The 19,966-nt window shown below is 49.9% G+C and carries 20 protein-coding genes; 15 read left to right on the forward strand and 5 right to left on the reverse strand.

Going from position 1 to position 19,966, the window contains the following annotated elements:
• The 5 genes from DSM465_RS0115055 to DSM465_RS0115075 form a co-directional block, all read left to right on the forward strand.
• The coding region (locus DSM465_RS0115055) for an enoyl-CoA hydratase/isomerase family protein (RefSeq protein ID WP_029761698.1) at window positions 1–245 on the forward strand (245 nt) is incomplete at its 5' end.
• A 112-nt stretch (window positions 246–357) separates the two neighbouring features.
• On the forward strand, window positions 358–1,947 hold the full coding sequence (locus tag DSM465_RS0115060; protein WP_029761699.1) for a benzoate-CoA ligase family protein: 1,590 nt from the start codon (window positions 358–360) through the stop codon (window positions 1,945–1,947).
• A gap of 20 nt (window positions 1,948–1,967) precedes the next feature.
• The gene (locus DSM465_RS0115065) at window positions 1,968–2,417 is read left to right on the forward strand and encodes an acyl-CoA thioesterase (protein ID WP_008880640.1); all 450 of its coding nucleotides are present in this window, start codon (window positions 1,968–1,970) and stop codon (window positions 2,415–2,417) included.
• Window positions 2,418–2,492: 75 nt separating this feature from the next.
• Window positions 2,493–4,271 (forward strand): adenine deaminase C-terminal domain-containing protein, encoded by a 1,779-nt coding sequence (locus DSM465_RS0115070; RefSeq protein WP_029761700.1) that lies wholly within the window; start codon window positions 2,493–2,495, stop codon window positions 4,269–4,271.
• A 143-nt stretch (window positions 4,272–4,414) separates the two neighbouring features.
• Window positions 4,415–5,392: a bile acid:sodium symporter family protein gene (locus DSM465_RS0115075; RefSeq protein WP_029761701.1), complete on the forward strand. Its 978-nt coding sequence runs from the start codon at window positions 4,415–4,417 to the stop codon at window positions 5,390–5,392.
• Window positions 5,393–5,552: 160 nt separating this feature from the next.
• On the opposite strand, the gene DSM465_RS0115080 is transcribed toward DSM465_RS0115075, so the two are convergent.
• The 3 genes from DSM465_RS0115080 to DSM465_RS0115090 all read right to left on the reverse strand — a co-directional run bounded on the left by DSM465_RS0115080 (window position 5,553) and on the right by DSM465_RS0115090 (window position 8,004).
• The gene (locus tag DSM465_RS0115080) at window positions 5,553–6,371 is read right to left on the reverse strand and encodes a rhamnogalacturonan acetylesterase (protein WP_029761702.1); all 819 of its coding nucleotides are present in this window, start codon (window positions 6,369–6,371) and stop codon (window positions 5,553–5,555) included.
• 99 nt (window positions 6,372–6,470) lie between these two features.
• Window positions 6,471–6,926 carry a CBO0543 family protein gene (locus DSM465_RS0115085; RefSeq protein ID WP_230459217.1) on the reverse strand — a complete coding sequence of 152 codons (456 nt, stop codon included), beginning with the start codon at window positions 6,924–6,926 and terminating at the stop codon, window positions 6,471–6,473.
• Window positions 6,853–8,004 (reverse strand): DUF2515 domain-containing protein, encoded by a 1,152-nt coding sequence (locus tag DSM465_RS0115090; protein WP_029761704.1) that lies wholly within the window; start codon window positions 8,002–8,004, stop codon window positions 6,853–6,855. The genes DSM465_RS0115085 and DSM465_RS0115090 overlap by 74 nt, the downstream gene beginning before the upstream one ends.
• Before the next feature lie 89 nt (window positions 8,005–8,093).
• Here DSM465_RS0115090 and shc point away from each other — a divergent pair, with 89 nt between their 5' ends.
• The 4 genes from shc to DSM465_RS0115110 all read left to right on the forward strand — a co-directional run bounded on the left by shc (window position 8,094) and on the right by DSM465_RS0115110 (window position 11,811).
• Window positions 8,094–9,947 (forward strand): squalene--hopene cyclase, encoded by a 1,854-nt coding sequence (gene shc / locus DSM465_RS0115095; protein ID WP_029761705.1) that lies wholly within the window; start codon window positions 8,094–8,096, stop codon window positions 9,945–9,947.
• Window positions 9,937–10,296, forward strand: coding sequence for a hypothetical protein (locus DSM465_RS19975; protein WP_080320067.1), 360 nt, complete (start codon window positions 9,937–9,939; stop codon window positions 10,294–10,296). Before shc ends, DSM465_RS19975 begins: the two co-directional genes overlap by 11 nt.
• 436 nt (window positions 10,297–10,732) lie before the next feature.
• Window positions 10,733–11,038, forward strand: coding sequence for a 4a-hydroxytetrahydrobiopterin dehydratase (locus DSM465_RS0115105; protein WP_008880647.1), 306 nt, complete (start codon window positions 10,733–10,735; stop codon window positions 11,036–11,038).
• On the forward strand, window positions 11,035–11,811 hold the full coding sequence (locus DSM465_RS0115110; RefSeq protein WP_008880648.1) for a 3-hydroxybutyrate dehydrogenase: 777 nt from the start codon (window positions 11,035–11,037) through the stop codon (window positions 11,809–11,811). Before DSM465_RS0115105 ends, DSM465_RS0115110 begins: the two co-directional genes overlap by 4 nt.
• A 94-nt stretch (window positions 11,812–11,905) precedes the next feature.
• Here the strand turns inward: DSM465_RS0115110 and DSM465_RS0115115 are convergent, their stop codons facing one another.
• Entirely contained in the window at window positions 11,906–12,433 is a 528-nt protein-coding gene (locus DSM465_RS0115115) for a YceI family protein (protein ID WP_008880649.1), read from the reverse strand.
• 224 nt (window positions 12,434–12,657) lie between these two features.
• Between DSM465_RS0115115 and DSM465_RS0115120 the strand changes: the two genes are divergently transcribed.
• The 4 genes from DSM465_RS0115120 (at window position 12,658) to DSM465_RS0115135 (ending at window position 16,992) form a co-directional block, all read left to right on the forward strand.
• Window positions 12,658–13,515 carry a MurR/RpiR family transcriptional regulator gene (locus DSM465_RS0115120; protein ID WP_011887578.1) on the forward strand — a complete coding sequence of 286 codons (858 nt, stop codon included), beginning with the start codon at window positions 12,658–12,660 and terminating at the stop codon, window positions 13,513–13,515.
• Between the two features lie 127 nt (window positions 13,516–13,642).
• Window positions 13,643–14,530, forward strand: a complete 888-nt coding sequence (murQ, locus tag DSM465_RS0115125; RefSeq protein WP_008880651.1) for an N-acetylmuramic acid 6-phosphate etherase — start codon at window positions 13,643–13,645, stop codon at window positions 14,528–14,530.
• Window positions 14,531–14,553: 23 nt separating this feature from the next.
• A complete protein-coding gene (locus tag DSM465_RS0115130; RefSeq protein WP_029761706.1) occupies window positions 14,554–15,915 on the forward strand; it encodes a PTS transporter subunit EIIC in 1,362 nt (453 codons plus the stop codon).
• Between the two features lie 12 nt (window positions 15,916–15,927).
• A complete protein-coding gene (locus tag DSM465_RS0115135; protein WP_029761709.1) occupies window positions 15,928–16,992 on the forward strand; it encodes a DUF871 domain-containing protein in 1,065 nt (354 codons plus the stop codon).
• A 151-nt stretch (window positions 16,993–17,143) separates the two neighbouring features.
• On the opposite strand, the gene DSM465_RS20315 is transcribed toward DSM465_RS0115135, so the two are convergent.
• Complete coding sequence (locus DSM465_RS20315) at window positions 17,144–17,359, reverse strand: DNA-binding domain-containing protein (protein WP_108437982.1); 216 nt, start codon at window positions 17,357–17,359, stop codon at window positions 17,144–17,146.
• Between the two features lie 109 nt (window positions 17,360–17,468).
• Between DSM465_RS20315 and DSM465_RS0115140 the strand changes: the two genes are divergently transcribed.
• On the forward strand, window positions 17,469–18,416 hold the full coding sequence (locus tag DSM465_RS0115140; protein ID WP_008880654.1) for an aldo/keto reductase family protein: 948 nt from the start codon (window positions 17,469–17,471) through the stop codon (window positions 18,414–18,416).
• Between the two features lie 482 nt (window positions 18,417–18,898).
• Window positions 18,899–19,933, forward strand: a complete 1,035-nt coding sequence (locus DSM465_RS0115145; RefSeq protein WP_029761710.1) for a TRAP transporter substrate-binding protein — start codon at window positions 18,899–18,901, stop codon at window positions 19,931–19,933.
• Window positions 19,934–19,966: the final 33 nt, after the last annotated feature.

Below are 19,966 nucleotides of genomic sequence, written 5' to 3' on the forward strand. Positions count from 1 at the left end.
ACCGGGTGTTCCCGCAGGCAGAAACGAGAGAACGGACGCGGGAGTACGCGCGCAAGCTTGTCAACAGCGCAACGTATGCGATTTCGAACATCAAGCTGTCGATCATGAACGGGAAAGAAATGCCGCTGAACGTGGCGATCCGCTATGAAGGCGAGCTGCAAAACTTGTTGTTCCGTTCGGAAGACGCCAAAGAAGGATTGAGTGCATTTTTGGAAAAACGCCAACCGAATTGGAAAGGAGTTTAAGCGACACTGTTATGAAGCCCTTGAAATGGGAAGCCGGTTCATCCATTTCCAAGGGCTTCCTCATGCATATTTATCAAGCAGTCCAATTTTTATAGAAATGGGATGGTGAGCGATGGAATTGCGCGGGTTCGGAAGGCTGTACAACGCGGCAGGGCTGTTCATTGATCATCATGTTCACAGCGGATTAGGAGATAAAACGGCGATTTATTACCGCGACGAGCAAATTTCGTACCGAACTTTGCAAGAAAAAGTGAACCAGGCCGGCAACATGCTGCGGGAGCTTGGCTATAAGCTTGAAGACCGGCTGATTATGGTTTGTCATGATACGCCGGAGTTTATTTACACGTTTTTCGGCGCCATTAAAATTGGGGCGGTGCCGATCCCGGTCAATACGATGATGCAGTCGTCGGATTATGAATACTTTTTAAACAACAGCCGGGCGAAAGGGTTGGTCATTCACGAAGACTTATGGGAACAACTCGAGCCGGCTCGAGAGCGGTTTGCTTTTTTGGAGCATGTGATTGTCATTTATGAAAGCGCCAACAAAGTGTTGGAAGGAACACTCTCGTACCATCAATTGATTCAACGTGCCGCTAAAGAGCTTACCGCAGCTCCGACGAATAAGGATGACGCCGCGTTTTGGCTGTTCAGTTCAGGAAGCACCGGAGAGCCAAAAGGGGTCATTCATTTGCAGCACGATATGGAGTATGCATTAAACACATACGCCAAACAAGTGCTGGAAATGAACGAACATGACCGTTGCCTTTCTGCATCCAAGCTGTATTTTGCCTATGGTCTTGGCGGGGGGATGTATTTTCCGCTCGGCAGTGGCGCCTCGACCGTACTCATCAAAGAACGTCCGTTGCCGGAAACAATGTTTCAGGCCATTGAAACGTACAAGCCCACGATCTTTTTCGGCGTGCCGACGTTGTATGGCGCCATGATTGATTATGTGGAAAAAACAGGCCGGCGATTTGATGTTCGTTCATTGCGCGTTTGCGTGTCTGCCGGTGAAGCATTACCTCCTTCTTTTTATTATAAATGGAAAAAGTTATTTGGCGTTGACATTTTAGATGGCATCGGTTCGACCGAAGCGTTGCACATTTTTATTTCCAACCGCATTGGTGATGTCAAACCAGGCAGTTCCGGAAAAGCGGTGCCAGGTTACGACGTGAAAATCATCGATGGACAAGGAAATGAGCTGCCGCCGAATGAGGTCGGAGACTTAATTATTCGCGGCGACTCGGTCGCTCATGGATATTGGAATCTTCATGAACAAAACAAACAAAAATTCGTCGGTGAATGGCTGTATATTGGGGATAAGTATTACCGTGATGAAGAAGGGTACTACTGGTATTGCGGACGTTCCGATGATATGTTGAAAGTCGGAGGCATTTGGGTTTCCCCGATTGAAATTGAAAACTGCCTGCTGCAGCATGAAGATGTGTTGGAAGTCGCGGTCGTCGGGGTAGACAATGAAAAAGGATTGACCGTTCCGAAGGCGTTTGTCGTTCTGAAAGACGGAGTAACACCATCCGCAAAGAAGGAAGAAGAACTGAAACAGTTTACGAAACAACAGCTAGCCCACTATAAATACCCGCGCATCATCGAATTTATTGACGAACTCCCGAAAACAGCTACAGGAAAAATCCAGCGTTTTAAATTGCGGCAATTGTTGAAGCAACAGAGCATCAATCAATAAGGTGAGAGGAACGATTGACCATGAAACGGAACGAATTTCAGGTTCGTGTGAATTTTGGTGACACGGATGCAGCCGGCATCGTTTATTATCCGAATTACTTTAAATGGTTTGATATTGCCGGTCATCAATTTTTCCGCAGCATCGGACTGTCGCCGGCGAAATTGATGAAAGAACAAAACATCATTCTTCCACTGCTCGATGTCGGCTGTACGTTTGAACGTCCACTATATTACGATGACATTATTACGATTAAAACGACGGTGGAAGAAGTGAGTCGCAAAACGATTAAGCTGCGCCATGAGGTATTCCGCGAAGAAGTAAGAACCGGCCACGGTTTTGAACTAAGAGGCTGGGTGAAAGAGGAAAACGGGCGCATGTTTGCGGTTCCCATTCCGGATGACGTCCGGCAACTGCTTGAAGAAGACGGCATAGGGGAGTGCGCCTACATTAACCCGTTGCTCAATGCCTAATGGGTGCTGAAAGCCAAGTTCGCATCGTTGCGTCTTGGCTTATCGTTGCGATAAGCTGCGAAAGGGGGAGGTTCTTTGATTCGAACAGCGAAGCGAACCGAACTGATTGAAGTGGCACAAGGGCGCCGCCCGGCCGATATCGTCATCAAAGGCGGAACGGTTGTCAACGTCTATTCGGGTGAATTTTTGCGCCAAAACGTCGCTATTTATCATGATGCGATCGCCTATGTTGGGGAAAAGGAAGTCGCGGTCGATGAGCATACGATTGTGATTGATGCAGAAGGGATGTATGTGTCTCCCGGGTTTATTGAGCCGCATGCCCATCCGTGGGTGCTTTACAATCCCGTCAGCATGACCGCCAAAGTACTGCCTCTTGGTACGACAACTACCGTAAATGACAACTTGTTTTTTTACTTGCATTTTGGCGTCGATGGATTTCGACAGCTGATCGAGGATTTGCGGGTTCTGCCCGGTCATTTCTTTTGGCTTGTCCGCCTCGTGTCGCAAGCAGATTTCCCTGGCGAGCGCGACTGGTTTGATCCACGACACATCCAAGAACTGCTGGCAATGGACGAAGTCGTTGGGACGGCCGAAGTGACAAGATGGCCGCTGTTGTATCAAGGTGACCCATTTTTACTCGAAACGATTGAAGCGGCGAAACGCGCCGGAAAGGTCGTTGATGGCCATACAGCCGGCTGTTCGTATGAAAAACTAAACAGCATTGCCGCCAGCGGCGTCAGCGCCTGTCATGAAGCCATCACGGCTGAAGAAGCGCTCCATCGGCTCCGACTCGGCATGTGGACGACGCTTCGCCATAGCTCGCTCCGCCCGGATTTTCCGGAAATTATCCGCTTAATTACCGAGAAAAAAGTGAGCACGCAACGGATTACGATGACTACAGATGGACCGCACCCAGGATTTATTGAGCGGGAAGGGTTTGTCGATGGATTGGTACGGAAGGCTGTGGAACTTGGCGTTCCGCCGATGACAGCCTTGCAAATGGCGACGATCAATGCGGCGACGTATTTGCAGCTAGACGATGAAATCGGCGGCATCGCCCCGGGAAAACTGGCGGACATTCTTCTGCTTCCGGATCTTGTTACTTTCCAACCGTCGCTTGTGATCGCCAAAGGCCGTATCGTCGCCCGTGATGGCAAGCTGCTTGCGCGGTTGCCTGAGATCGATTGGAAGCGATACGTATCGAAAAAACCGTTTTTATTTGCGAAACAACGGCTTGATGACGAGCGTTTATATCGTTATCCGCACTCGGAATCCGATCAGCCGGTGCCGGTTATGTATTTTAAAAGCAATGTCATTACCGAACGGAAAGATGTAGCTCTTCCGTCTGTTGACGGCTATGCAGATCTGTCCCACCATCCGGGGCTGTTGTATGCTGCGCTCATCGACCGCAACGGGCAATGGGTCGCTAAAGCTATTTTGGAGCGGTTTGCCCTCGATATTGATGGCATGGCGTCGACCTACAATACAACTACCGAGCTTCTCGTTATCGGTAAACAACCGGAAGCGATGGCCGCAGCAGCGAAACGGGTGCTCGAAATGGGCGGTGGAATTGTTGTTATCGATGGTGGCCGGCCGGTGGTGGAGATTCCGTTGCCGTTTACCGGCATGATGACAACCGATGATTCGTTTGACACGGCCGTCCGTTTCCATGATGAGCTGCTGTCCGCTCTTCAAGAACGTGGGTTTCCGTTCCATGATATTTTGTATACGTTGTTGTTTTTGACATGCGACTTTTTGCCGGGTCTTCGGTTAATTCCATACGGGTTGTACGACGTCAAACGAAATGAGATTTTGCTGCCGGCTGAAAAGATCGGGGAAAAAGTAGTGAAGTAAGCAACGTCACGTGCGGCCACCACCTCATTGTCGGCTATCGGTTTCATGGGAAAATGGGGCATTTCAATTAGGCGATGACGATGTATAATTAAAAGATGTAAGTGAATGATCATCGCTCATGATTAGATTTGGAGATGAAACCAATGTGGCAATCGATCAACCGCCGTCTTGAGAAAGCGTTGCCGTTTCTTACGCCGGCGAGCGTGGTGGCCGGCATTTGGTTATCGGATGAATTGAGCAGCCATGCCGCGCTTGTGCCGTGGCTGTTTGCGTTTATGACGTTTAGCGGCAGTTTGCGCTTGCGTTTGGCTGAGTTGAAAGAAGTGCTCATCCATCCTGGCCCGATCGTTGCGGCGCTGTGCCTTCTTCACTTCGTCATCCCGCTTTGGGCGTTTGGGCTGGGCCATCTGTTTTTTGGCGGCGACCGGTTAACAGTGATTGGGTTTGTGTTGGCTGCAGCTATTCCAACTGGGGTAACAAGCTTTATTTGGGTATCGCTCGGCCGCGGGAATTTGGCGCTCGCCCTTTCCATCATTTTAATCGATACGTTTTTATCACCCCTCGCTGTGCCGCTGACGTTGTTGCTGCTCGCAGGGAGCGCGGTGGAGATGGATGTTGGACAGATGATGCTCGGCCTGGTTTTCATGATCATTTTGCCCTCTCTAAGCGGCATGCTCGTAGGGGAGCGGCTGTCCGTCCGAGCGAACGAGCGGCTCGCAGCCGTGTTGTCTCCGTTTTCCAAACTGGCGCTTGCGCTTGTCGTCATGATGAACAGCGCGGTCGTTGCCCCGTATTTTGGCCGTGTTGACGTCCGGCTGTTTTTTATGGCATTTCTCGTCTTGGTGATTGCAAGCTCTGGTTATTTTCTTTCTTGGATGGCGGCTCGTTGGCTGAAATTTGCCCCACCGGATATTATTACGTTGACGTTTACCGGGGGGATGCGCAACATTAGCGCCGGTGCCGTGCTTGCTATGACCTATTTTCCGCCACCGGTAAGCGTACCGGTCGTGCTCGGCATGCTGTTCCAGCAAGTGCTCGCGTCCCTATACCACCGCTTATTGAATAAAACATACCATTCACCTATGAAAAGCAAAGCGCCATACGTCGGAAGCGTCCGGTAGGCGGAAAGGACAGGTGGTACGCCAGTCATCGACAGTGCCTAGCGGGAGCGAAGGGAGAAAAAAGCGCCCGTCCTAGTGGATCGGGCGAGTGCGGAGGAAATGCACTTGGAGCGTTGTTGATGTCATGACGCGTGCGGCCAAGGGCAGGAGGCGGCTCGGCTTAACGATTTCGTACAGATTCTTGTTTCGGCGAACGGATGAGGTGGTGGCGAAGAGGGAGATCAAGCTCAACGATCCCTTCAACGACTAAACGGGCGATTTCTTTCGCCCCCCGTTCATGAAAGTGGGTATTGTCTTTGATGCCTTTCGGGTAATTGGGGTGTTCGCCTGGTTTAAGCCATAAAAACCACCGCTTCGTCCGTTCCGGCCCAAGCTGTTCAAACCGCTGTTTGCTTTTTGCCGTCAAATCAATGACCGGAACGTGTTCATTTTTTCCGAGTGCTTTCATGGCAGCAGGGTAAAGTCCGTGGGAATCGAGAGCTCGCCCATCAGCAGAAAAGCGCCGCCGCTCGACGGGAGTAATGAGAACAGGAATCGCCCCTTTGGCGCGGGCGCCGTCAATATACCGTTTTAAGTACGCTTGATAAGAGGTGAACGGTTCGGTATAACGAGCTGGATCGTTCATTTTTTCGTCATTATGGCCAAACTGAATAAACAAATAATCACCTTTTTTGATGTCACGCAAAATGTGGTCGAGCCATCCTTCCTCGGCAAAACTTTTCGCGCTTCGCCCGGAAGCGGCCATGTTTTTGACGATCACGCGATCGTCAAACCAGTCGTCAAGCATCTCCCCCCATCCAGCTCGCGGAGCGCGGGAGCGGGGGGCGGCGGCGACAGTGGAGTCGCCGGCCAAATAGATGACGATGACCGTTTCCCTTCTTGTTTTGGCTGCGTCTCCGACGATTGTTGTCCTCACCATTAGAACGACACCAATGGCGATGATGACGGAGCACAAAAAAGCCGCTTGTTTTCCTTTCAATCAAGTTCCTCCTACTCGACAACAGTCTGCTTGCTGTTCACCGGCGGTTCGTTTCGTTGTTATCGTGGCTTGCGATCCGCTTGTTTATGCGCAGCTGTGCTAGTCAATCCGATGAAATCGTTGATAAAAATTCCAGATGATCGTGAGAAACAAGCCGTACCCGGCGAAAGAATATAAATGACTCCACGCAGCAGAGTGAACGAACAAACCGTACGCTTCCGCTTTCGTTTCGAATGCTGCCATCAGCGCGGCCGACGCAATGATCAATCCAAGGTGGCCGAGATGGCTAAGCCGCTCCATCAGCCAAAGAAACAAGACGGTGCATAGCGGAAGAACGACCATCGTAAAGAAAATATCGATGGAGAAGACGGATGGGAACGGGCGCTTCGGAAAGGCGTACAACCCTTTTCCGGTCAAATACAAATCCAGGTATGTTCCCACCCAAGAGGCAAGCAGCGCCGAGGCGATATAGGCGCGGCGCCTAGCGCGCATGAAAGAAGGCATTTTTGGCGATGATTGCCAGTTCGATTTTTTCAAGTGTTTCACAATACGCATGAACGATCTCCCCATTGATCGGTTGTTCCGTTTTAATGAGATAGCGGACAACGTGCGGGTCTGTAAACCAGTCGCCCGGCTCGGCCACCTCGTGGGCGACGTTTTTCCACGCATGACGAAGCTGCGGGCTGTACAGGCGCGGGGCGCCGGGAACGATTTGGCAGTCGCGGATGCGGCGGCGGTACGGTTCCCTTGGAAACGATTCGCATACATCATTAAATAAATGCGGCCAATAATCTTTGCGTGAGCCGGTGTGTGGTCGGTTGACAGCCCAGCGCACCGTATTTTTTAGCGTTTCTTCATTATCAAACAAAATCGAGTATAGCCGTTTACCGAGCAAAATGCGTTCATGGAGCGATTCAAACTGATGGAGCGTTTCGCCGATCAGGGCGGTGCCGCCTTGGCCGTCGTCATACGGGAACAAGATGTGACTGAAATGGAGCAGCTCTTGCAGTTTAAACTTGAGTGTCTGAAAGACTGTTTGCTGAAATACAGGATGTTGAATGACTCGTTGTTCCAAATAGCTTTGTTCGTTAATCACCAGGGCGATTGCCAGCACGTATGGATCGCCGCGCTGCCAAAAATGGTTCCATATCGTTTCCATGAACGTTGAAACGCCAATATACGGCAATAAATAGAAGAGCGGCCGGTCTTGCTTTTGGCTCTCTTCGTATAACAAAAATTGTGGATAAATATCTTGGAAAATAAGCCAGTTGCCGCGCTCCAAAAAGGAAAAAAATGATCGCTGCTCGTCTTCAGAAAGCAGCCGCATGAGCAGCTCCCCTTTTAAGTCAGTCATATTCCAACCACCGTTGCGCGACACCATATGTCCTAAAAACGCCCAATGAATTTCGCGATGGCGCAAGTAAAAATCAAGATACGCCGCCGTCCGGGTCACATTGTTTTCGTTGTGTTCTGCGGTCACCGCCCGAATGCGGCTGATTAACTGCCGTTCTTTGGCAGTTAAGTCGCGTTCGGATACAGTCTCTTGTCCTTTCTTTCGTTTTTTCTTTAATTCCTGATAGACGTCAACAAGGGAAAGGGGAAGGGATGACGTTTTCGGTCTCAGGCAGCGCATAGCGATCCCCCTTTCAGTGCATCGACGGCCCACCAGACGAATAAATATAGAAGGAAACGGAGTTTCGTGAAAAAGGAAGGCGATGCACGGTGGCCGGTGAACGAAGTGCGTTGATTACCGCGCTCAAACGGTCGCAAGCGGCTGACGGATCGTGGCGATTTCCGTTTGAAACAGGCATTTCGACAGACGCTTATATGATCATTTTATTGCGGACGCTTGACATAAATGATGAACCGTTGATTCAGGCGCTCGTCGAGCGGATTGAGAGCCGGCAGGAGGCAAATGGGGCATGGAAGCTGTTTGCGGATGAAGGTGACGGCAACGTAACCGCCACAGTGGAAGCGTACTATGCGCTGCTTTACTCCGGCTATCGCCAGCCAACCGATCGGCATATGCAAAAAGCGAAAAGGCGAATTTTAGACATGGGTGGCCTCGACCGCATCCACTTGTTTACAAAGGTTATGCTCGCGTTGACCGGGCAGTACCCGTGGCCAGGCCGTTTCCCGCTGCCGCTTGAATTTTTCTTGCTTCCGCCGTCATTTCCACTCAATATGTATGATCTATCTGTCTACGGAAGAGCGAATATGATCCCGCTTTTGATCGCGGCCGACAGCCGCTACAGCCGGAAAACGGACAAAAGTCCGGATCTTTCTGATTTGTTTGCCTCCCGCGGTGATTGGGGGATGCCGGAAAGTCGATCGCTGCTAACGTACGTCAAGCGGTCGCTCATCGGGCTTCCAGCCCAGCTTCATCAAGCTGCCAAACAGCGTGCGGTTCGTTATCTGTTCGAGCATATCGAACCGGACGGAACGCTGTATAGCTATTTCAGTTCAACTTTTTTATTCATTTTTGCGCTGCTTGCGCTCGGCTATCGGAACGACGATCCGCGCATTAGGCAGGCTGTCCGCGGGTTGCGCTCATTGCGTACAACGATCGATGGACATGTGCATCTGCAATATACGACTGCTTCGGTTTGGAATACGGCGTTAGCGAGCTATACGTTGCAAGAAGCAGGCGTGCCGATGACCGACCGGGCGATCGAAAAGGCGAACCGTTATTTGTTGTCACGCCAGCACGTCCGCTATGGCGACTGGGCGGTGCATAACCCGTACAGCACACCAGGCGGCTGGGGGTTTTCCGATGTCAATACAATGAATCCAGATGTCGACGATACGACCGCCGCATTGCGTGCCATCCGTCAGGCGGCAGCGAAAGAGACGGCGTTTCGCCATGCGTGGGACCGAGCTAACCAATGGCTGTTTTCGATGCAAAATGATGACGGGGGCTTTGCGGCGTTTGAAAAAAACGTGAGCTCCCGCTTTTGGCGCTATTTGCCGATCGAAGGGGCGGAGTTTTTGCTGATGGATCCGTCAACAGCCGACCTAACCGGGCGGACGCTCGAATATTTCGGGACATTTGCTGGCTTAACGAAAGACCAGCGCGCCGTCTCTCGCGCTGTCGACTGGCTGCTGAGCCATCAAGAAAGAAACGGCTCGTGGTACGGCCGCTGGGGAATTTGCTATATATATGGAACATGGGCGGCCATCACCGGGCTTACAGCCGTTGGCGTCCCGGCTCACCATCCCGCCCTGCAAAAAGCTGTCCGCTGGTTGTTAAGCATCCAAAACGATGACGGCGGCTGGGGAGAATCGTGCAAAAGCGACGGAGCGAAAACGTACGTGCCGCTTGGCGACAGCACGCCAGTTCATACCGCTTGGGCGCTTGATGCCTTAGTCGCCGCTGCTGAGCGTCCAACCCCGGAAATGAAAGCCGGCTTTCGCGCCTTATTTCGTTTGCTTCATCATCCGGACTGGACGGCTTCCTATCCGGTCGGGCAAGGAATGGCCGGCGCCTTTTACATCCACTACCATAGCTATCGTTACATTTTCCCGCTGTTAGCGCTGGCTCATTACGAGCAAAAGTTCGGGCCGCTTGACGATTAACCGTGCACCTGCCGTTTGTCTTTTTGGCTACATTAACAAAAAAGCAACAGAGGCAAACGACGGCATGGCGAAAATCAAGCGGCACTTGATTACCGGTACCTACGCTGAACAAAGTACCTCCTTTTCCATGCAGCGGTTCAAATGTTCCCGATCGAGTTCACGATCTGGCGAAGCGAGCTTGAGCAGCTGGAAGAATACCGACGGCGCCATGGAACTGAACAGGAAGGGCAGGTCGTTGTGCTTGTACGGTCAAGTGCCGGTCTGGCTGTCAGCTGACGAAATGGGACAATGTCTTATCGATTTGGAAGTCATCCGTTCCCCATGGCTGCGTCATCAAATCGAAACATAAACAGCTGCCTGAAGGAAACGAGAGGTTCAATCACCGGGATCGCTAGCTATTTCCCACGATGTGCTCCTGTTGCTTAGGATACTGTGAGAGGGGGAGAGGGCTTTTTTAACTGGGGAAAGGATGATTCCACCCGCCCGAGATGACGCGCCCCGTTTCACGTGTGAAACGTCTCTGTTCTATGCCAGCCGCAGCCGTCTGATGGTATAATAGAGGCAAAACTGATGGAAATAGACTGAGAACCGTCCGGGAATCCAAACGAGCGGTATACGTATTAAGAGAATGTCAACTGGGATGATGGAGTGCTCTTGTCGCGTGGTACCGATTTCTTTGTTTATCCATCAGCCCATCGCAGGTGAATAGGATGTCACCTTGCGATCGCTGATTTGCCGGTTTCGCAGATCGGCATATTTCAACATATAGAGAGCGAGGGAGAAAGGTGCGGTTACCGGAAACGGAAGTGCAAGCGCTGCTCGCGAAAGTCGATGGCTGGAAGCTCACTGACGAGCGGTGGATCGTGAAAAAATACCGTTTTCAAGACTATTTGCAAGGAATCGAGTTCGTCCGTCAAATCGCTTTGATTTCCGAAAACGCGAACCACCATCCGTTCATTTCGATCGACTACAAGCTCATCACAGTAAAACTGTCATCATGGCGGGCGAAAGGGTTGACGAAGCTTGATTTTGACTTGGCCCAACAATACGATGACGTGTATAAACAAATAAAGCAGGGGGATGGGGAATGATGGAAAATCGCACAGCCCTCATCACTGGGGCAGCGCGGGGAATTGGTTATGAAGTGGCGAAAGCGTTGGCAACAAACGGCGCAAAAGTGGTGCTTGCCGACTTGAGGCAGGACGAGGTAGGACAGGCTGCTGAATCGTTGCGGCAACTAGGTTGCGAAGCCGTTGGTGTCAAATGTGATGTGACGGTGGAAGAAGAGGTGAAGCAAGCCATCCATGAAGCGGTCAAACGATGGGGACATCTCGATATTGTCGTGAACAATGCTGGTTTGCAATATGTCGCCAATATCGAAGACTTTCCGACCGAGAAGTTTGAGCAGTTGATCCGCGTCATGCTCATCGGCCCGTTTTTGGCGATCAAGCACGCGTTTCCGCTCATGAAGGAGCAGCGCTACGGCCGCATCATCAACATGGCGTCGATCAACGGATTGATCGGGTTTGCTGGAAAAGCAGCTTACAACAGCGCAAAACATGGAGTGATCGGCTTAACGAAAGTGGCGGCGCTAGAAGGGGCACCGTACGGCATTACGGTGAACGCACTTTGTCCGGGCTATGTCGATACGGAACTCGTCCGTAACCAACTTACCGATTTGGCGGCGACAAGAAAGGTGCCGCTTGAGAAAGTGCTTGAGGAAGTGATTTATCCGCTTGTGCCGCAGCGGCGGCTCTTGTCCGTTGAAGAAGTCGCCCATTACGTTCTCTTTTTGGCGGGCGAACAAGCGAAAGGCGTCACTGGACAGGCCGTCGTGATTGATGGTGGATATACGGCGCAATGAAGCGGAACAAAATGTACAATGGCGAAGCTGTTTGATCATAGCAAGAAAAGGTGTCCCGTTGTTGTTTCGGGACACCTTTCTTCGATTTGGCTGTTCAGCTGAGAGCAAACTCAAAACTAGCGGCAAGGTTCACTTCTTTCCCGACGAGGAATCCGCCGGTTTCGAGCGCGACGTTCCATACTAATCCGTAATCTTCGCGATTGATTTTTCCTTCGACGTCAAAACCGGCAGTGATGCCACCAGTGAGCGGGTTTTTCACTTGACCGTTGTATTCGACTTTGAACGTTTCCGTTCTCGTCACGCCGCGAATCGTCAGCTGTCCGGTCACTTCATATTCCGTGTCGGACAGTTTGCGCACCGAATCGCTGACGAAGGTGATCGTCGGATGGTTCTCGACATCGAAAAAGTCAGCCGAACGGAGATGATTGTCACGGTCGGCATTTTTTGTATCAATCGAAGCAGCGTCGACCGTTACCTTTACTTTCAGTGACTCGAGCTCGTTGATATCTCCTTGCACATCGATGTCAAAGTTGGTGAATTCCCCTTTTGCTTTGGAAATCATCATATGTCGGACTTGGAAAGTGACCGAGCTGTGCGCTTTGTCAAGTTGAAATGTCGTCATCGTTCTCCCCCTCTTGTTATCGTTATCATCACATCATTATCATAGCAAATATATATCTCGAATTCAAACATTTTTTTGTTCGAGTATTTATTTTTCTAAATAGTTGGCGACCTTATACGGTGCTTTTTATGTTTGCGAGAAATAAGAAAAAGCCGGCACGTGGAGAACAAGAGTTATCCATGATAAGATGAGAATAAAAATGGCTAGCGGGAAAGGAGAAAACGATGAACGAAATCAGTATTTTAGCGAAAATTGAGCAGCAATTGGAACGGTTTTCGCCGGCGGAAAAAAAGGTTGCCCTCTATGTCCTCGACTATGCTGAGCTCGTGCCGAATATGACGACAAAAGAATTGGCGCAGGCGGCTGATACAAGCGAGGCGAGCGTCACCCGCTTTTGCAAGGCGGTCGGTATCGGCAGTTTTCCAGGACTGAAGTTGGCACTTGTCCGCGAGTTGACGATGGCGGATATGAACATTAATGATTTTTCCATCATTGACAAACCGAATGCGCCGTATGAGCTGTTTATGAAAGTGACCTATGTGAATAAGGCGGCCATTGAGGCGACAACGACAACACTCGATAAGCGCGAGTTGGAAAAAGCTGCTGAGGCGATGATGAAAGCCGAGAGGGTGGTGTTTTATGGAGTCGGCGGTTCTGCAGCTGCAGCGGTGGACGCTAGTTATAAGTTTACGAAGCTTGGCTACATGGCGGCAACGTCGCCTGATTTTCATACGATGCTGCCACTGGTGGCCCATTTGAAAGAAGGAGATGTGTTCGTGGCCATATCGACGTCAGGGCGGACGAAAGATGTATTGGAGATCGCCCGGTTTGCAAAAAAGCAACAGGCGACGGTCATTGCCATTACAAAGCTTGATCCGGCCTCGCCGTTATATAAGGAAGCGGATATTCGGCTTGCGCTGCCGGATGTCGAGCAAGACCATCGCATCGGCAGTATGGCATCGAGAATGGTGCAGCTCAACGTGATCGATGCGCTCTATTTAATCATGTTCCATCGTGTGGGGAGCCGAGTCATTGAACGATTTCACCAGACAAGAGAAGAAGTGGTGCGGTTGCGAAGGTAAAGCGGGCTTGAGGCGAGCCCGCTTTTTTTGTAGGAATGTTTCAAATGAAAAAAGAATAGATTGATATTTTATTTCATAAATTTATAATATAATTATGAAACATAATTTCGTTAAAGAGGTGACCAGATTGCTTGAGCATCTTGCGACAGAACAACGAAATGAAAAGACGAAACATTTGGATGGAATGACGACAAGAGAAATTTTACACGTCATGAACGAGGAAGACCGAGCCGCGGTCATCGCGGTATCCAAGCAGCTTGATTGTATTGAAAAAATCGTTCATCTTGTCATCGCCGCATTTCGGCGTGGGGGGCGATTGATTTATGTTGGGGCGGGTACGAGCGGCCGGCTCGGATTGCTTGATGCGGTAGAATGCCCACCAACGTTTGGAACCGAACCGTCCATGGTGCAGGCGATTCTTGCCGGAGGATTGAAAGCGATTTCGGAGGCCGTGGAAGGAGCCGAAGATGATGAAGAGGCCGCTGTTCGCGATCTGCAGGCAGTGGGCTTGACGAAAAACGATGTCGTTATTGGCATTGCAGCGAGCGGCCGAACGCCATATGTAGTCAGCGCACTTCGCTATGCCAAACAAATCGGTGCGGCGACAGGAAGCATTGCCTGCAATAAAGGAGCCGTCATTAGCCAGTATGCCGATGCGGCGGTGGAAATTGAAACAGGACCGGAAGTGCTGGCTGGTTCAACGAGGTTAAAAGCTGGGACAGCCCAAAAAATGGTACTCAACATGATTTCTACTGCATCGATGGTCGGTATTGGCAAAGTGTATGGAAACTGGATGGTCGATGTACAGGCGACAAACGAAAAGTTAAAAGAGCGGGCAAAGCGCATTTTAATAGAGGCGACAGGAGTCAGCGCCGAAGAAGCGTCCCGCTATTATGAACAAGCAAAAGGGGAGGTGAAAACAGCGATCGTTATGATTTTGCGCCAATGCGGTTATGAAGAAGCAAAAGAACGACTGCAGCAAGCCGAAGGGTTTGTACGTAAAGCGCTTGAATAACGAATAAGGGGGAGAGAAATATCATGACTCGAGAACAACAAATAGCAGCATCGATACTTCAGTATGTTGGGGGGAAAGAAAACATCACCCGCGTTGCCCATTGCATGACGCGGGTGCGTGTATCGTTGCGCGATCCGGGCAAAGCGAACATTGACTCCTTAAAACAGATCGAAGGGGTCATGGGAGTCATTGAGGATGAGACGTTGCAAATCGTCGTGGGCCCGGGCGTTGTCAATAAAGTAGCGGCTGCGTTATGCGAGCTTACCGGTTTAGAACTTGGAGAAGTGATTGAAGATGGAATCGAGGACATCGCGGAGCGGACAAAAGCGGAAGTCAAAGCGCGTCAGCAAACGCCGCTAAAGCGATTGCTTCGCAAAATCGGCAGCATCTTCATCCCTCTTATTCCTGGGCTGGTTGCATCGGGGATTATTAACGGAATTGCCAACTTTGCGAAAAACGCCGGCGTTGATCCGCAGACGACGTGGCTGCAACTGTTGCTTTTGATAGGCGGCGGAATTTTTGCTTCGCTTGGTGTGTTAGTGGGATATAATACAGCGAAAGAGTTTGGCGGCACTCCTGTATTAGGGGCGATTGCTGGTATTCTCGTATTCAACCCAGCGATGGGCGATATAAAATTATTTGGGGAAGCGCTTACGCCTGGAAGGGGAGGACTGTTTGCGGTCTTGCTTGCCGCCTGGCTCATGGCGGTAGTCGAAAAACGGGTGCGTTCGTTTGTGCCAAATGCGGTCGATATTATCGTCACACCGCTCATTACCGTATTAATCGTCTGTCTATTTACCTTGATCGCTGTACAGCCGCTTGCCGGTTGGTTGTCGTTAGCGATTACCAGCGGGCTGAAAGCAGTGCTCGATATCGGTGGAGTAGTCGCTGGGGCTGTGTTGGCCGGAACGTTTTTGCCGCTTGTGATGGTCGGACTGCATCACGGATTAACCCCTATTCACATGGAATTGATTCAAAAATTGGGCTCGACACCGCTACTGCCGGTATTGGCGATGGCTGGAGCCGGTCAAGTTGGAGCGGCGATTGCCGTGTACGTCAAAACAAAAAATAAACGGCTTCGTAACATTATCAAAGGGGCGTTGCCGGTCGGATTTTTAGGTATTGGGGAGCCGCTATTGTACGGGGTAACATTACCGCTTGGGCGGCCGTTTGTTACCGCGTGCCTTGGGGCGGCGGTCGGTGGTGCATTTCAAGCAGTGATGAAAACGGCGGCGCTTGGCATCGGCGTATCCGGGCTGTCACTGATTCCGCTCATTGCTGATACAAAGTATGTGATTTATTTCATCGGACTCGTCATTTCATACACGTTTGGCTTCCTATTTACGTATTGGTTCGGGTTTAAAGAAGAAATGGCACATATTTAATGGGGGATGGCGATGCTTTCCTTTTCTTTCTACCTTTTTCAGCCGCTCGAGCAAATCGAAGAAACATTTCAGCTTGCAGCGCGGCTTGGGGCGAAACAGTTGTTCACTTCGTTGCATGTTTCAAAAGGCCAAGAGCTTGAGGAGCAAAGAAAGCTTGATCGCATTGGCCAGTTCGCTTCCTGCTATGGAATCGGTGTCGTGGCCGATGTCACCCCCACTGTCCTGTCACGTCTGTCAGCTGATGCCGACATTGCGGCGGTGCTCAGGCGTTGGGGAATCGTCGGGCTGCGGCTGGATGACGGTTTTTCTATGAAAGAAGCCGCTTCGTTATCCAAGCAAGTGAAAGTCGTGCTGAACGCCAGCACGATGACAGAGTGGGAATGTAAAGAGCTTGCTTCTTATCAAGCAGACAAATCCAATGTGGAAGCGTGGCATAATTTTTATCCTCGTCCGGAAACAGGGCTGGGAGGAGAGACGGTGTTGGCGCAAAATCAACGGTTGCGCCGGTATGGCATTGAGGAGATTGGCGCGTTTATTCCCGGTGATGCCAAAAAGCGCGGACCGCTTTATGAAGGGTTGCCAACGTTAGAAGCTCACCGGGAAGCTGATCCCGTCTACGCCTATATCGAGCTTGTGGAAACCTATGGGATAAAGAAGGTGTTTATCGGCGACCTCGCCGTATCGGATGGGGTGCTTAGGCGCATGGATTGGGTGCGGTCCGGCGTTATCCCCATCCGCTACCGGCCGATCGTACGAGCGGAGTGGTTGTCTGTTGTCGAGACGGTGCATACAAATCGGCGCGATGCTGCCCGCGATGTGATCCGCTCCGCTGAATCGCGCCGCTCCCTTGTTTGGACGAAAGAAGCGCTGCAGCCTATCCCCGCCGCGCCTCGCCGAACAGGCAGCATCACGATTGACAATGAACGGTATGGCCGTTACGCCGGCGAACTGCAAATTACTTTGGTCGATCTCCCGGCTGACGATAGAGTCAATGTCATCGGTCAGGTGATCGAGGAAGATATGCCGTTGCTTCGATACATTCACGGCGGCCGACGGTTTTGTCTCATTCGTTGCTAGTAGGAGACACCGTCGGCCGCTGGCACGGTGAGAGAAAACGATGATACCACTGTTGAAGACGGTGTCATCATCAGTTAGACGCGTTTCCGTTCGAGAAAAAAGTCATGAAAAACCTCCGTACATTCATGAGGCATTCTGTCTCTCTATATATTCATTGGAGCTTTTTCATGTACTGACGGATATCCGCAAAATCGAACGACCTTGACGCGAAGTGCTCACATGTCAGGTTACTATCATCGGTGAGGCCGAGGGAAGAGAGGGGGAAACGTCTGCAAGATGAGCCCACGGGATGTGCTGTTCCATTCATTGTGCTTCTTTGCTCGTTTCCGTAGGCGGCCGGAGGATGCAGCGTCAGTTTCCCTTTCATTGATCATTTTGAATAGTCAGGCAAATTCCTTTGCAAAGAAACAGCTGAGGATTATAATGAGAGAGTAATCTGTTTGGCATTGATTGCATTAAAGGGGAGGAGAAGGAAAATGAAGTACCGAAAACTCGGCCGCACCGGGCTCAAAGTGAGTGAAATCAGTTTAGGCAGCTGGCTTACATATGGCAACTCGGTGGAAAAAGAAACGGCGGTCCGCGTCATTGACAAAGCGTATGAGCTTGGGATTAACTCGTTTGACACGGCGAATGTGTATGCACGCGGGGAAGCGGAAAAGATTGTCGGCGAGGCGCTGCGCAAATATCCGCGTGAGTCGTACGTCATCGCGACGAAAGTGTTTTGGCCGATGGGCGACGGACCGAATGACCGCGGCTTGTCGCGCAAACATGTGTTTGAGCAGCTTCATGCGAGCTTAAAACGGCTGCAGCTTGATTACGTGGATATTTACTACTGCCATCGTTATGACAAAGAGACGCCGGTCGATGAAACGCTGCGCACGATCGATGATCTCGTCCGCCAAGGGAAAGTGCTTTATGTCGGCGTCAGCGAATGGACAGCTCAGCAAATTCAAGAAGCGCTCGGCGTAGCCGATCACTACTTGCTTGACCGGATCGTTGTCAATCAGCCACAGTACAACATGCTCCATCGGTACATCGAAAAAGAAGTCATCCCGGTATGTGAACAAAACGGCATCAGCCAAATCGTCTTCTCACCGCTTGCGCAAGGGGTGTTGACCGGCAAATACAAGCGAGGACAAGCGTTGCCGGCTGACAGCCGCGCCGCCGATCCGAAAGCAAACACGTTTATCCAAGGATTCTTGAATGACGAAGTGTTAATAAAAGTAGAACAGCTGGAAAAAGTCGCTGCTGAGCTCGGCATTACGTTATCGCAGCTTGCTCTCGCTTGGGTGTTGCGCCAACCGAACGTTGCCAGCGCCTTAATCGGCGCCAGCCGTCCGGAACAAGTGGAAGAAAACGTCAAGGCGGTCGATGTGGTGCTTAGCGAAGAGGTGCTTGAGAAAATCGAGGGGATTTTGGCGTAAAAAGGCACTATAAGAAAAGATTGAGACCATCCTTTCGAAGACCAGAGGGTATTCGGGAGGATGGCATTTTTTATAAATATATGAAAAAGTATGTTGAAAAGCAGGGTTGCATCTTTTCTAGGTTTCTCGTAATAAGCTTCGAATAAGGATTATAACCTAACGTTATATATAAAAGTTGAGTGAAAAAAAAACTCATTCTATCTGTTGACTATTTAGAAAATTTGAATTAATATAAAAACAACGGTTGAATTGTATTACATTAAAAAATATAGTTTTATAATATAAAACTATATTTTTTTATATCTTTTTCAAAACCATGTTTTACTATATAAAACTACTGAAATGTTTATGTCCATCCGAATAGTTCCCTTTCTATGTGCTATGGAGTCATAAAAAGTATATTTTGAAAGCGCTTAAAAATTTGCCGTGGGTTGTCTTTTCAATCTTAATATAAAAACAAGTTAGAAAGGGGTTGATAGTTAGTGAAGAGGAGGGCAATTCTCTTTCTATTTTTTACTGTACTGCTTTTGCTGCTTTCAGGTTGTGGAAGCTCAGAAACCACAAAATCGACAGCCGGAAACGGACGATCAGGTGGAGCCAAAGTGATTAAAGTAGCCAACTATTTTGCTGAAAATCACCCGCAAAATGTCGCCTTGCGTGAAAAGTTTAAAAAAATAGTTGAGGAAAAATCTAGAGGAAGTCTCAAAGTGGAGATTTACCCTAACAGTGCGTTAGGGGCAGAGCAGGAGTTCTACAATGGTGTTCGCAACGGCACAATTGAAATGGGGATTCCGGGATTGATTATGCAAAATGATATCGCGAAAATGGGAGTTCCAGAATGGCCATTTTTATTCAAAGATTTTGAACATGTAAAGAACGTGCTGAACGGCCCGATCGGGGAGGAAATCACCGCAGAACTCGAGACAAAACATGGTGTTGTTCCGTTGGCGTGGAGTGCAAATGGATTTCGCATGTTTTCATCGAATAGAACGATCGACTCAATCAAAGATTTTAAAGGATTACGTCTGCGAATGCCGAACATTCCGAATTATATTACGATCGGGAAACTTCTAGGAGCAAACGTCACCCCGCTACCGATTTCGGAAGTTTTCACCGCCTTAGAGCAAAAGGTAGTAGACGGACAGGATAATCCAATCGCCACATTACGAGCTTCGGGATGGTACGAAGTTCAAACGGATGTATTAGAGTCGAAACATATGTTTAGCCCGAATGTGTATGTGGTCAATAAAAAGTTTTGGGACAGCTTGACTGACGAACAGCGGAAAATCATTCAAGAAGCAGCCAAAGAGGCGGCAGATTATGAATTTGAGTTGATGGAAAAAAGCTACGAAGAAGACAAGAAGTTTTTACAAGAACATGGCATTAAGTTCACCACTCCTGATGATAAGTTTGTAAAACAAATGGAAGAAGCAGTACAGCCGTTGTATGATGAGCTGTTCAAGAAATACGATTGGGCCGAAGACCTGTATAAGAGAATCAAAGCAGAGGCGAAATAAACCAGGCTACAGTTAAAAGGGTGATTAAATTGT

Origin of the sequence: Geobacillus thermodenitrificans subsp. thermodenitrificans DSM 465 (genome assembly GCF_000496575.1) — a bacterium.
Classification (GTDB): domain Bacteria; phylum Bacillota; class Bacilli; order Bacillales; family Anoxybacillaceae; genus Geobacillus; species Geobacillus thermodenitrificans.

Bases quoted from the DNA above. Each gene is read 5' to 3' on its own strand.
- DSM465_RS0115065 (WP_008880640.1), top strand. From the start codon at position 1,968: ATGAAACGGAACGAATTTCAGGTTCGTGTGAATTTTGGTGACACGGAT.
- DSM465_RS0115130 (WP_029761706.1), top strand. From the start codon at position 14,554: ATGACTCGAGAACAACAAATAGCAGCATCGATACTTCAGTATGTTGGG.
- DSM465_RS0115115 (WP_008880649.1), bottom strand. From the start codon at position 12,433: ATGACGACATTTCAACTTGACAAAGCGCACAGCTCGGTCACTTTCCAA.
- DSM465_RS0115110 (WP_008880648.1), top strand. From the start codon at position 11,035: ATGATGGAAAATCGCACAGCCCTCATCACTGGGGCAGCGCGGGGAATT.
- DSM465_RS0115135 (WP_029761709.1), top strand. From the start codon at position 15,928: ATGCTTTCCTTTTCTTTCTACCTTTTTCAGCCGCTCGAGCAAATCGAA.
- DSM465_RS0115060 (WP_029761699.1), top strand. From the start codon at position 358: ATGGAATTGCGCGGGTTCGGAAGGCTGTACAACGCGGCAGGGCTGTTC.
- DSM465_RS0115120 (WP_011887578.1), top strand. From the start codon at position 12,658: ATGAACGAAATCAGTATTTTAGCGAAAATTGAGCAGCAATTGGAACGG.
- DSM465_RS0115090 (WP_029761704.1), bottom strand. From the start codon at position 8,004: ATGCGCTGCCTGAGACCGAAAACGTCATCCCTTCCCCTTTCCCTTGTT.
- DSM465_RS0115140 (WP_008880654.1), top strand. From the start codon at position 17,469: ATGAAGTACCGAAAACTCGGCCGCACCGGGCTCAAAGTGAGTGAAATC.
- DSM465_RS0115085 (WP_230459217.1), bottom strand. From the start codon at position 6,926: ATGCGTATTGTGAAACACTTGAAAAAATCGAACTGGCAATCATCGCCA.
- DSM465_RS20315 (WP_108437982.1), bottom strand. From the start codon at position 17,359: ATGAAAGGGAAACTGACGCTGCATCCTCCGGCCGCCTACGGAAACGAG.
- DSM465_RS0115075 (WP_029761701.1), top strand. From the start codon at position 4,415: ATGTGGCAATCGATCAACCGCCGTCTTGAGAAAGCGTTGCCGTTTCTT.